A 14354-nucleotide genomic window follows, 5' to 3' on the forward strand; every position below is an offset into this window, starting at 1 on the left:
AAAGCTTATTGGGCGGATTTCAGTACGATATAGCCGGTGAAACGCGTCATCTTACCGTCTGCGTCCCACACCTGGAGCACGTAGAAATAAGACCCGTCGGGCAGCCGGCTGCCATTGCCACCGCCCCGGTTGGCGATGCCTTTGAACGCGTTGTTCTGATTATGATAATTCGTGGTCTGGAAAATGGTACCTCCCCAACGGTTCACGATCACGATCTCGTTGCGGACATACTTTTCGACGTTCTCGATCACCAGCGCATCGTTCTTCCCGTCACCATTGGGCGACAGCCCCTTGTGCACCCGGATCTCCATATCGGGGATCACATCGTCGTTCAAGATGACACCCACCGCTACGGCGGCCGTCCCCATCGTGGGCACGTTCTGCGAAGAAGCCACCACGGCTGCTGTCAGCTTCACGGCGAAGAATTCGTCTTCTTCCACGTTCACATCGCCGATCACCGGCACTTCGATCACTCCTTCTACTTCTCCTGCCGCGATCACGATCTTGCGCGTGGCGTCCTGGAAGTCTTCGGCAGACTTCGCCCGCTGGGGGTCCTTACCGGCTCCCTGGCCTTCGAACGCGTCTGCGAACGCATATTGCAACTCGATCGGGCGCGTGCTCTTCCGGCTCAGCGTCACTTTGAACGCCAGCATGGCCATTCCGGAATTGCCTTCGCCGATGCGCGCACTGTCCGATGCGAAACCGATCACCAGTGCATCGTTGTCTTTCACCACGGTGCCCGATCTATCGGCCGCTCCCACGCCGTAAGGCTGGCCCGCGCCGCTGTGGGGCAGAATGGCGAGGTTGATGTACCCGTCGTCATCGTTCGTATCGTTTTCGTCGGACGTGAGCTGGAAGGTAACTTCCGTCTGGTTGGCCGGCATGGTCACGGTGAGCGTGGTGCCCGTCCGCGGCGTGGCTGTGCTCACGGAACGCACAGCGTCGTGCGTGAGCGTGATCTTCACGGGAATGGCAGTGGGGAAGGCTTCCGACGAACGGAGCGTGGCCGTCATATTACCGCCTTCGGTAATTTCCACCGGCGCGGTTACTTCCATTTTGATCTGGTCGTCGTCGTGCAGGTTCACTGTGGCGGTATTTTGTGCGGCGATGGGCCAGGTGTAGCTGCCGATCGGTGCGGAGGCAGCCGACAGCGTGATCACGATGGTTTCCGAGCCTTCCAATATGAGGTCGTTGACGGGCTGGATCGTGATGATGGCTTCTTTCTGTCCGGCCGGGATGTCTATTGAACCGGTGAGCACCTGGTAATCCGCGCCTGCGGATGCGGTGCCGCCGATGTTATAGGTCACGTTCACCGGCACCACCGTCGTTAAGTCGGTATTTGCGAAGCGTACGCGCACGCGGCCCTGTGTGGCCGGTTCTGCGGCATCGGCGATCTTTTCGATGAGGATGCTCCGGTCTATGCTCGCATCGTCGTCTGCCAGGGTCATGGACATGGCGCCGGCGGTGGCGATGTTTACGGGAACGGAGGCGCCCAGGTAATCGAAGCTGCCGGACACCAGCGTCATCGTTATGGTTTCATTGTTTTCGAGGATTTTATCGTCCAGCACGTTCACGTTTACGTTCACACCTGCATCGCCTGCTTTGATGACGGCGGTGCCGGATAATGCGGTGTAATCTTTCGTGGAAGTGGCGGTGCCGCCGGTCGTGTACAACACGGTGATATCCGCAGGCGCCGTGCCGGAGGCCAGCTGGATGCGGAAGGTACCGTTGGACGAGGGTTCCGCCGCATCGGCGGTTTTCGTCAACGTTACACTCAATCCGGGCGCGGGCTCACCGGGAATGGTGATAGTGGAAGCCGGCGCGAATGTAAACCCGGTAGCGGCGGCGGTGATTTGCAGCACTTCGGCCACTTCGGCGATCATATCCTGTACGGCGGTAAGCTGTACTGTTACGTCCTGCTGGCCCGCACCGATGGCCACGGGAAGCGGAGAGATGGAGAAATCAGCCGCTGTGGCGGTTTGTGCGGCGTTCGCTCCTACCGTGATCGTAATGGGCAGGGCCGTGGTGATACCTGCGGGCAGGGAGAACTTCACTTTCGCGGTATTCCCTTCATGCAGGGTGGTAGAATCGATGGTGATGGTAATGAGGCGGTTGGCAGGGATGAGGCCCGTTCCGTCCGCGATTTCGATCACACCTTCTTCAAAGCTGAAACCTGCGGGCGGATTGCCGCCGATGCGCAATACTTCAACGGGTTCCAGGATGCCATCCGCAGCGGCGGTGATCGCGAAATCCGCGCTGGAAGCAGCCAACGCAGGGATGGTCACAAGTGCGGGAATCGCACCGTGATCGGTGTCTGCCGCGGTGGACGTTGCGTCTACCTTGGCCAGCTGCACCGCGATGTCGGTGCTGGAAGTGATGCCCGCGGGCAGGCTGAGCCTGAACTGGCCCACCGTTCCTTCCGTGATCCGCGCACCGGCAGGCAGCAACGAAATCTTCGTGTTGGCGGGATCGAGGCTGGTTGCGTCTTCCAGGCTGATACTGATACCGTCTACCGTAAATCCGGCAGCGGTACCTTCCAGTTGCAGCGATTCGAGTTGTTCGAGAATATTATCTGTTGCCGCGCTGACCGTAAACGTTGCGGAATGTTGTCCGTCGCCGATGGTCACGGAAGCGGGCAATGCCGAATGATCAATATTGGCAGCGGAGGAAAGGGCGTTTCTGGTGATGTTCACGACGATGTTGCTGCCTGCGATATAGCTGCCCGGCAGCGCAACGGTGATCGTTGTGCCGGAAGCGCCTTCGCGGATGGTAGCTGCCGATGCCGTCATCGAGATGTTGCCGGTTACGGGCGCATCATGGATATCGATCTGGACAGACTTGTTGAAGGTGAAGCCTCCCGCTGCAGAGGGCACCAGTTCCAGCTTCTCGACCGTTTCGATGCGGTCGTCCGTTTTTGTTTCGATGTCCAGCGTCATGGAAGGCGAACCTGCCGGGATGGTCACAGAAACGGGGAACCCTCCTTCCAGGTCGGCCGCAGCCGCCGCCGGGGTAGAGGTACCTTGCGCCAGGTTGATGACTACGGGTTGTTCGGAGGTTACGCCCGCCGGCAGGCTGAACGTCCACGTCACGGTATTCCCTTCCACCACCGTAGCCGGACCGGCCACTGTGATGAGCTTATTGGAAACATCGGTGATCGTGATGTCTGCCGATTTGGTGGTCGCAAAACCGAATACGTTCGCAGATGCGTTGATCTGCAACAGTTCCGCGCTTTCGATAATATCGTCCGTTGCCGCTTCCACTTCGAAAGTCTGGCTGTTAGCACCTGCAGCGATCGTTACGGTAGCCGGGAAATCATAATCGCCGGCCATCAATGTTGCCGCGCTTCCGGCGCTTTTGGCGAGCGTCACGCTAATGGGCTGCGTGGTAATAATATTGGCAGGCAGCGCCACCGTCATCACCACTTTATTGCCTTCCGCAACTGATGTTACGGCCGGCGTGAATTGCAACGTTTTGTTGGCATTGGTACCGGTTGCGTCGGTCACGGTGAGCGTAGTGCCGGTTACGGGGATATTCGGATTGGCCGTGCCGCCGATCACGAGCGTTTCCGACGGTTCGAGCAACAGATCGGTGTTGGTTGAAAGCGTGAACGTTCCTTCCGTGGCTCCCGCCGGAACCGTGATTACGCCCAGCGCGCTATGTTCCGTATCAGACAGGGTAGACGCCCCTCCTTTCGCCAGCGTTACCGTAATACCGGCGGTAGCCGTTACGCCGCCGGTGAGGGTGGCTTTCACTACCGTGCTGCCGCCTTCCGCCAGGCTGGCGGGCGCCACCGAAAGCGTGATGCCTGCAGCGGCGAGGTCGCTGTCTGTGATGGTAAACGATGCAGGTTGGGAGAAAGTGAACGTGGCGGCCGAGGGGTTCAGGATCAGCGTTTCGCCCGGTTCGATGAGCCCGTCTGCCTTCGCGGTAAAGGTGATGTCTACAAAAGGCTGTCCTGCCGGGATTTTCACTACGGGCAGACCGGTCAGATCGCCGAGCGTTGCCGTAGCGGCCGCATCCACGGCCAGGTTGATAATAATATCGCTGGAAGCGGTTACACCAGTCGGCAGACCGAAGCGGTAGGTGATGCTGCTGCCTTCCGCCACGGTGGCAGGACCGGTTACTGTGATGTGTTTGTTGGAAACATCGGTGATCGTGATAGCGGATTTGTCGGTCGATGCAAATCCGGATACCGTTCCGCTGCCTACCAGTTCGAGCTGCTCGGGGCTTTCGATATTGCCGTCTGCGATCGCCTCCACATCGAATGTGGCGCTGTTCGTCAGCGGATCGATGGTGACCGTTGCCGGGAAACTGTATTCACCCGCCGCGAGCGATGCGGAGCTGCCAGCGCCTCTTGTCAGCGCAACTACGATCGCCTGGGTGGACAGAATGCCCGCAGGCAGGGCAACCGTCATCGTTACTTTTCCACCTTCCATGATGGTAGCGGTGGCGGGTGTAAGTTGCAGTGTTTTGTTGGCGTTGGAGCCGGTGGCGTCTGTCACGGAAACCGTTACCGGCGAAACCGGGATGGCCGGACTCGCCGTGCCGCCGAGCACCAGTGTTTCGGTGGGTTCCAGCAGCAGGTCGGCGTTGGTCGTTAATGTGAAAGTTCCTTCCGTATCGCCGCCGTTGATCTCGATGGTGCCCAGGCTGCTGTGCTCGCTGTTCCCGAGGGTGGAAGCGCCGTCTTTTGTGAGGGTGATGACGATCTTGTCTTTCGCGGTAACGCCGCCTGTGAGCGTGGCTTTGATCACCGTTCCCGCACCTTCCGCGATTGTGGCGGGCGCTGCGGAAAGCTGGATGCCTGCGGCTGCGAGGTCGCCGTCGGTGATGGTGAAGGTAACGGGTTGGGCGAAGGTGAATCCTGCGGCCGAGGGGTTCAGCGTGAGCGTTTCCGTCGGTTCGATCTGCAGATCGGCCTTCGCGGCGAAGGTGACGTCTACGAACGGTTGGCCGGCCGGTATCTTCACAGCGGGTAACGCCGTGAGATCCGCCAGGGTTGCGGTAGATGCCGCATCCGCCGTCAATGCAATATTAATATCGGTAGCTGCCGTCACGCCGGAAGGCAGGCCGAAGCGGTACACGATATTGCTGCCTTCGGCAACCGTCGCCGGACCGCTTACCGAGATGGTCTTGTTGGAAACATCGGTGATCGTAATGTTGGAAACCGCCGTGGATGCGAACCCGAATACCGTGCCGGCCACGTTGAGCCCGAGGGTTTCGTTCGTTTCGATATTGCCGTCTGTCAGTGCGGACACGTCAAACGTCTTGCTGTTGCTGTTCGCGTCGATGGTAACGGTGGCGGGGAAACTGTAATCGGAAGCCGTCAGCGAAGCGGAACTGCCCGCGCCTTTCGTCAGGGTAACGGTGATGGCTTGCGTGGTGATAATGTTGGTCGGCAGTGCGATCGTCATCGTCACCTTCCCTCCTTCCGCCACGGTGGCGGTGGCAGGCGTGAGCTGGAGGGTTTTATTGGCGGCGCTGCCGGTAGCGTCCGTCACCGTAACGGTAATGCCGGTTACGGGGATGGAATTGGTGGCCGTACCCGCGAGCACCAGCGTTTCGGTGGTTTCGAGGAGCAGGTCGGTGTTGGTCGTAAGTGTGAAGGTGCCTTCGGTGGAACCCGCAGGAATGGTGATCGTGCCCAGGGTGCCGTGCTCGGTGTTACCGAGGGTCGATGCGCCGTCTTTCGACAAGGTCACTATCACATCGTCCGCCGCTTTCACGCCGCCGGTGAGGATGGCTTTGATCACGGTGCTGCCGCCTTCCGCTACGCCCGACGGCGTGGCCGAAAGGGTGATGCCCGCGGCAGAAAGGTCGCCGTCGGAAATGGAGAAAGTAACGGGCTGGCTGAACGTGAACCCTGAAATGGTGGACGGGTTCAGTACGAGTGTTTCCGCCGACTCGATCAGCTGATCGGCTTTCGCGGTGAAAGTAATGTCGGCAAAAGGCGCGCCGGCGAGGATCTTCAGGGAAGGAATGCCCGTCAGATCCGCCAGGGAAGCCGTAGCGCCCGGGTCTGCCGTCAGCGAAATATTAATATCGCTGGTGGCGGTAACGCCCGCAGGCAGCTCGAAACGCCAGGTGATGGTGCTGCCTTCGGCCCCGGTAGCCGGACCGCTCACGGTGATGTGTTTATTCGAAACGTCGGTAATGGTGATATTAGATACGTCGGACGATGTATATCCGTACACGGTGGCGGTAGCCGTCAGTTCCAGGAGCTCCGGCGCTTCGATGAGCGCGTCGGCCACGGCGGTTACGTCGAACGACTTGCTGTCGCCGCCCGCGTCGATGGTGACCGTGGCGGGGAAACTGTAATCGGAAGCCGTCAGCGAAGCGGCGCTACCCGCGCCTTTCGCCAGGTTAATGGTGATGGGGCCTGCCGTGGTGATGCCCGCGGGCAGGGAAACCGTCATCGTTACTTTGCCGCTTTCCACGATGGTGGCGGTGGCAGGCGTGAGCGAAATCGTTTTGTTGGCGTTGGTGCCGGTTGCGTCGGTTACGCTGAGGGTGGTGCCGGTTACGGGGATAGACGAAGTTGCCGATCCGCCGATCACGAGTGTTTCCGTGGGTTCCAGTACCGCGTCGGTGTTTGTGGTCACGGTCACCGTTCCTTCCGTTGCGCCCGCTGCGATGGTGATATTGCCCAGCGCGCCGTGCTCGGCACCGCCGAGCGTAGACGCGCCGTCCTTAGCCAGTGCAACAGTGATGCTGCCTGCGGAAGTGACGCCACCGGTCAGCGTTGCCTTGATCACCGAACTGCCGCCTTCGGCCACGGTGGCCGGAGTGGCAGACAGCGTGATGCCCGCCGCAGCCAGGTCGCTATCGGTAATAGTGAAAGTTACGGGTTGGGAGAATGTAAATCCTGTTGCGGCTGCATCAAAGATCATCGTTTCTCCGGCCTCGATCAGCTGGTCGGCCGGAGCGGCGAAAATGATTTCTCCGAAAGGTTGTCCTGCCGCGATCTTCAATGCGGGCAAGGCGCCAAGGTCGGCCATGACAGCCGTGGAGGCGGAATTCCGCGTCAAGGCGATATTGATGTCGCTGGTAGCGGTTACCCCTGCAGGCAGCGCGAAGCGCCAGGTAATATTGTTCCCTTCCGCAACGGTAGCCGGCCCTGATACCGTGATATGTTTATTGGATACGTCGGTAATAGTGATTTGCGAGGTGGCGGTGCTGTTGTTGCCGAATACGGAAGCGTTTGCTTTCAGTTCCAGCAGTTCCGCCGCTTCGATCTGTCCGTCGGATTTGGCTTGCAGGATGAATTTCGCGTTGTTCTGTCCGGCTTCGATGAGCGCGGTGGCCGGGAAACCGTAATCGGTGGCTGTGAGCGAAGCCGCGCTGCCAGCGCCTTTCGTCAATGTCACGGTGATATCCTGCGTGGTGATGATGTTCGCCGGCAGGCCAACGGTAATTTCCAGGTCGCTGCCTTCCAGGAGGGTAGCGGTAAGCGGGGAAATCTGGAGGGTTTTGTTGGCGAGGGTGCCGGTAGCGTCGGTTACGTTAAGGGTAGCACCGGTAACGGGGATGGCGGAAGTCGCAGTTCCCGTGACCACCAGCGTTTCCGTCGGCTCGAGCAACAGGTCGGTGGTGGTGGTCAGCGTGAGCGTACCTTCCGTATCACCTGCTGCAATGACGATGTTGCCGGGTGTGCCATGCTCCCCGTCGCTGAGGGTCGACGTGGCGCTTTTCGCCAGCGTAACCGTAATATCTCCGGCAGATTTCACACCACCGGTGAGGGTAGCCTTGATCACCGTACTACCGCCTTCTGCCACGGGGTTCGGGGCAAACGACAGTGCGATGCCCGCTGCAGCGAGGTCGTTGTCCGTAATGGTAAAGGAAACCGGTTGCGTGAAAGTGAACCCTGCGCTGGCGGAGGGCGTGAACTTGAGCGTCTCGGTGCTTTCGATCAACTGGTCGGCCTTCGCGTTAAAAATAATTTCACCGAAAGGCTGGCCTGCTGTTATCTTCAGCGCAGGCATGGCGGTAAGATCGGCCAGGGTGGCGGTGGATGTGGGATCGTGCGCCAATGCGATATTGATGTCGCTGGTGGAAGTTACGCCCGACGGCAGCGCGAAGCGCCAGGTGATATCGCCGCCTTCCGCTACGGTTGCCGGACCGGTCACCGTAATTTGTTTATTGGAAACGTCGTTGATGGTGATATCCGACACATCCGAAGATGCGAATCCGAATACCGTCCCCGAAACGCTTACCTGCAGCAATTCTGCCGGTTCGATGATGCCGTCGGTATTGGCATCCAGGTCAAACTGCACCTCATTGCCCATCGCCGGGATCACAACCGTGGCCGGCATTGTGTAGTCGGAAGCGGTGATGGTGGCTGCGCTGCCCGCGCCTTTCGTGATAGTTACGGTGATCGCCTGTGTGGTTTTAATACCAGCCGGCAGGCTCACTGTCATTTTCTGCTGGCTGCCTTCGTTCACGGAAGCGGTTACCGGCGTGAGGGAAAGCGTTTTGTTGGCGTTGGTGCCGGTTACATCTTTAACGGTAATATCTTCTCCAACAACGGTATAGGTGGAAGCTCCGCGCACGGCGATCAGTTCATCGGGTTCCAGCAACAGGTCGGATTTGGTTTGCAGCGTGAAGGTGCCGGAATTTGCGCCGGCGTTGATGTGTATCGTGCCGAGGGGATCGTAGTCGTCGGTTACCGTTGCGGTCGATGCGCTATGCGCGCTCAGCACTACATCAATGTCGGAAGTGGCGGTGAAGCCGTCGAGCGTAGCGGTGATCACGGTGGCGGCGCCTTCGTTCAGGGTGGTGGCCCCGGCCGTCAGCCGGATCTGGAGGCCCGCGGGGTCGGTGTCTTTCACGTTCATGCCGATTTGCTGCGTGAAGGTGAAACCGTCGGTGGAGGAAAGCGTCATCTCCAGTCTTTCCATCCCTTCCACAATATTATCCGCTTTCGCAACGAAAGGCACATCGATATGAGGTTGTCCTTTTGGAATGGTGGCAGAAACCGGGTATCCGCCGGTAAAATCCGCGCCGGTGGTCGTGTTGCCAACCGTTGCCACGGCGATGTTCACAGTGATGGGTGTTTCCGACGTAACGCCTGCCGGCAGTGCGATGCGCCAGTTCCCGGTGAACCCTTCCGTTACTTCGGTGGGGCCGGTCACCACCAGTTGCTTCATGGCAGTGGTGCGCACATCCTTAATCGTTACATTGCCTTTGCCGGTTTGAGCGGTCCCCCAAACGGTGGCGGAGCCTTCGATCTCGAGCAGTTCATCCGCTTCGAGCACATTATCGGCATTGGCATGCAGCGTGAAACTGATCTCGCTGCCCATGGCGGGGATGATCACGCTGGCCGGCATGGTGTATTCCAAAGTCTGCAGATCCGCGCTGCTGGCCGCGCCCCTTCCCAGGTTCACGGTGATGGCTTCGGAAGTTTTGATGCCGGAAGGCAGGCGCACCCAAACGGTGAGGTCGCCGTTTTCGTTCAGCGTGGCCGCCTGCGGCTGGATGCTGATCTTCTTATTATTAACGTTGCTGTTTTGCAGATCGGTGATCTGGAACGTCAGTCCTTCGAAAGTATAGCCGGTGGATTGGCCGCTCAGTTCCAGGGATTCCTGGATTTCGAGGAGCTGATCGTCGGTGGCGTAAATCGTGAATGTGCCCGATTGGCTACCGGCCGGGATCTTGATGGATGCCGGCGTGGTGGTGAAGTCGGCGGCTTCGGCCGTGGAGCCGCTGCCGATATTGAGCGTGATGGGAATATCCGCGGCCGCGGTGCCGTATTCCAGCGATGCGGTGACGGTGACGCCGCCGGGCCCTTCCGTGAGGGTGAGCGGCGTGGCGGTGAATTTGATTTTGGTGGACGGGGGGGCGAGGATGGCGATCTTCGCCGTGTCAGACACAGCGGGCGTGAGGGCCAATGTGGCACTGCCCACTACCTTGAGCGTATCCTCCGGTTCGATGAGCGCGTCTGTAACGGCGGTCAGCGTGATGGAGGCGCTGTTGTCGCCCTGGGGAATGATGATTTTCGTATCCGGCAGCGTGTAATCTGCCGGGATGGCGGTGGAGTTGTCGAACGTGAGGTCTACCTGCACCGCGCCTTTATGTTTCAGCGCCGGTTTGGCGAGCCTTGCGGTGATGGTGCCGGTGTTGCCTTCTTCCACATTCGCCGGGCCTTCCACGATGAGGCGGAGATTGTCGGGGTCACCTGCGGTATTGTCCACGATCTTCACCATCACATCGTTCAGGAAAGTGAAGCCCAGCTTGGAACCGGACAGGTGCAGCTTTTCCATGCCCTCGAGCCAAACCGGATCGTTGGGGATCGTAAAAGTGTATTCACCATACGATTCATTTTCCAGTATCTCCACTTCAAAATTCCCCGTATAGGCGATATCGTTAATATCCGCATCGGTTGCGGGGTCAACGGTTTTGATCTGGATGGGGAACCTGATGCCGCCGGGAGGTGCAATCCCGAAACCGGTCATCTCGAACATAATGGTTACCTGGCTGCCGTTTTCATAGGCGGTGGGGCCAGACATTAACAATACGTTGAGCTCCCTGCCCACCGGACTGTCTTCTATTATTAACGTACCCGGCATCACGGTGAAGGCGCCGTCGTGGTCGGAGGCCGATCCGTCGAAATTCCAGTATTCGTAGAACTCTTCCATCACAAAATCTTCTTCGAGGAACATGCTGTGTTCTTCTGAATTCCCGTATGCGGGGATCGTGATGGAATTGGGCATGGTACTTACGTCAGACGCATCGGCTGTATTGCTCGGGTCTGCCAGGTCGATATTGACGGTGATGGGTTTTTCTGTGGTTACGCCGTCGGGCAGACTGGCTTTCACGGCCACCGTTTCGCCCTCTTTGCCCTGGGGCACGGAGAGGGTGATGACGCGGTTGTCAGGATTGAGGCCGGTCGTGTCTACAATGGTGACGGTCACTTTGTGCGTGCTCGTTTTAGTGGGGAACACGGCGGTGGCCTCGATATCGATTTTTTCGTTTTCTTCCAGGATGCGGTCTGCCGTGGCCGTCATATCGAAGAAGGCTTCCCATTGGCCGGCCGGGATGGTCACGGAATTGGGGATGCCGGAGTAATCCGTTGTTTCGGCGGCAGGCTCCCCTACCGCGGGTTTGGTCAGCGTTACCGTGAGGTCGCTGGCGAGGGGGGTGATGCCGGTCACTTTTACTTTCACTCTTACATTTTCTCCTTCACGAACGGCTGTGGATACGGGCTCGAGGAAAATGCGGTTCTCATCGTCATCTATTATCGTGTATTCGACCACGTTATTTGTCCCGAGCAGCAGGTGCGGCGAACAGGTGAGCGGCCGCAGTTCCACACGGAACTTGCGGTCGTTGTCGACGATCGTATTCCCCTTGATTTTAATAGGATCGATGGCTACGACCGAATCCCAGTACCTGCCCGGTTCGATGATGATCTTTTGACGGATCACTTCATAGTCGGTCCCGGGAACGGCATGGCCGGCCCCGGCTCCGAGGGGAGTGGCCACCACTTCGAGAATTTGCGGCAGGTTGAACTGCCCCCTTCCGATCATCAGTTCGAGCCCGGTGATGGCATGGTCGCTGTTCCCCTCCACCCCTTCCGGAGCTGCGGAAGCGAAGTTGACCGTAGCATTGAAGATCCGCATGGGATCGTCTTCCACGCCCGGCGCAGGTACCGGCGGATCTACGGGCGTGACGCCGTTGATTTCCGCCCGGTCGAAACCGACTACGAATTGCTTGGAAGCGTGCCGGTAGGTAGTTAAATCCAGATGAGGGACGATCTCTACTGCCTTGTGAACGGTGATCCCCATGTCGAGCGGCGCATTGTCGGTCATGACGTTGGTAAGCAGGAAATCGCCGTTCCTGTCGTCGCGGCTGATGAACGGGCGCGATGCGAACGAAGAAAACGGCGCTTCCGTCTTAAAAACGTGCGTGGTGGTTGAAGTGGCTCCGCATTCGCCGGTGGTGCGCGTCACTCCTATCGTACTGTAAAAATCGACCACGGCCCCGCTGGAGCTCGTCATGGAATAATAATGGTCCATGGTGCTGGGGGTAACGCCGTCCTTGAACCCTTTCGCACAGGCGCTCCCACCCATGAAAGACGCTTCCGACAGGTAAAAGTGCAGCCAATAAGTTCCTCCGTTGGTACCATCGTGCGCGGTTTCGCTGGAGGTTACCATGAAATCGATGGTGTAATATTTGTTCCCGGCTATGTATTTATAGGTGGTGCTGATGAAATAGTCGTATCCCCGCTTATTATGGATGCTCGATTGCGCCACTACCTTCCAGGGGTTGGCGGCAGAACCGTCTCCGGAAACTTCGGAGATTTCACAATGTTTCAGGTATTGGGGATTTATGTCGGCCGGAACCTTGGGCCCCAACTCCTGTTCGAGGGAGAAATAGGTCCGCAACCCGCCCCTGGCGTACCGGTCCAGCATCGGGTCGAGGGAAAACTGGTCGGCGCCGTTATGCCTCACCTGCACGCTGGTGTCGGTGATGGTGATCCTCAGGTCGTTACCGCCTGCGTTGCCGCCCGTGGGATTGATGGTGACAGGGGTAACCTGCGCCATGGCCCCGCCGGAAAGAAAGAGGAGGGTAAGCACGATCGCGATGCACCGGGATGCATTGGCGAAACGGATGACCGCTTTCATAGGATAGGATAGGACTAACATAAAAAACTTTAAAATTTCTTTACATACATACTTTTTCGCCTGAAACTGGCGTTTTTTTTTGACTCCGGAGCTAAGGACCGCATCCCCGGCGGGAACTGTCGGCACGATACCCAATGCCACCACGGGCGCCCCTGGGAAGGCGCCTCGCTCCTACTTCAATGACTCCGGATACTGAACAGATAACTGGACGGAATCCACCTATCAGAGCAAATGTATAATAATTATAATATTAAAACAAGTAATAATTATAGTTATTTATCTATATATAATTACGAAAAGCAGGTAAATAACTATTCAAACTGATGTAGATATGAAGGGATTTTAGTTTATGGGAATAGGTAAAATAAAGGTAGATTTGCAAAAAATTATTGGAATGTCAACGATAACGAAATCCAAGATTGATTTGAGCCTCAAGTACAAGGTCGCAGATATGTCACTGGCTGATTGGGGACGTAAGGAAATCCAGTTAGCGGAAGCTGAAATGCCCGGCCTCATGGCCCTGCGGGAAGAATACGGTAAAACCCAGCCCCTCAAAGGCGCCCGCATCGCCGGCTGCCTGCATATGACCATTCAAACGGCCGTGCTGATCGAGACCCTCGTAGCCCTCGGCGCTGAAGTACAATGGTCTTCCTGCAACATCTTCTCCACGCAAGACCATGCCGCCGCCGCCATCGCTGCCGCCGGTATCCCGGTTTACGCCTGGAAAGGTATGAACGAAGAAGAATTCAACTGGTGCATCGAGCAGACGCTGTTCTTCGGCTCCACCGACCGCCCCCTGAACATGATCCTCGACGACGGTGGCGACCTCACCAACATGGTGTTCGACGTATATCCCGAGCTGATCCAGCACATCAAGGGCCTCAGCGAAGAAACCACAACCGGCGTTCACCGCCTGTACGAGCGCATGAAAGCAGGCACCCTGCCCATGCCCGCCATCAATATCAACGACTCCGTTACCAAATCCAAATTCGATAACAAATATGGCTGCCGCGAATCCTGCGTAGATGCGATCCGTCGCGCTACGGACGTGATGATCGCCGGTAAAGTGGCTGTTGTGGCTGGTTTTGGCGACGTAGGCAAAGGCTCCGCAGAATCCCTCTCCGGTGCAGGCGCCCGCGTGATCGTTACCGAAATCGACCCCATCTGCGCCCTCCAGGCCGCTATGGAAGGTTATGAAGTGAAGAAAATGGCTGACGCCGTGAAAGAAGCCGATATCATCGTAACCACCACCGGTTGCCGCGATATCATCACCGGCGAACATTTCAAAGCCATGAAAGACAAAACCATCGTCTGCAACATCGGCCACTTCGATATCGAGATCGACGTTTCCTGGCTGAACAAGAACTACGGCAATACCAAAGTGGTGATCAAACCGCAGGTAGACAAATACACCATCGACGGGAAAGATATCATCCTCCTCGCCGAAGGCCGCCTCGTGAACCTGGGCTGCGCCACCGGCCACCCGTCTTTCGTTATGTCGAACTCCTTCACCAACCAAACCCTCGCCCAGCTGGAGCTTTGGACGAACACCGAGAAATACGAAAACAAAGTGTACGTTCTTCCCAAGCACCTCGACGAAAAGGTTGCCCGCCTCCACCTGAAAAAAATCGGTGTGGAACTGGACGAGCTCACCGCCGTTCAATCCGAATACCTCGGCATCCCCGTTGCAGGTCCCTTCAAACCGGAATACTATCGCTACTAACAGCGGTTTTA

Annotated in this window: 2 protein-coding genes; one reads left to right on the forward strand and one right to left on the reverse strand. The window is 57.9% G+C overall.

Annotated elements, in window-relative coordinates; all coding sequences use genetic code 11:
• Positions 1-5: 5 nt before the first annotated feature.
• Positions 6-12620: a Calx-beta domain-containing protein gene (locus EJ361_RS18850; protein WP_164714321.1), complete on the reverse strand. Its 12615-nt coding sequence runs from the start codon at positions 12618-12620 to the stop codon at positions 6-8.
• A 394-nt stretch (positions 12621-13014) separates the two neighbouring features.
• Between EJ361_RS18850 and ahcY the strand changes: the two genes are divergently transcribed.
• A complete protein-coding gene (ahcY, locus tag EJ361_RS18855; RefSeq protein WP_126247195.1) occupies positions 13015-14343 on the forward strand; it encodes an adenosylhomocysteinase in 1329 nt (442 codons plus the stop codon).
• Positions 14344-14354 lie beyond the last annotated feature (11 nt).

Source organism: Chitinophaga rhizosphaerae (assembly GCF_003958645.1).
Taxonomy (GTDB): domain Bacteria; phylum Bacteroidota; class Bacteroidia; order Chitinophagales; family Chitinophagaceae; genus Chitinophaga; species Chitinophaga rhizosphaerae.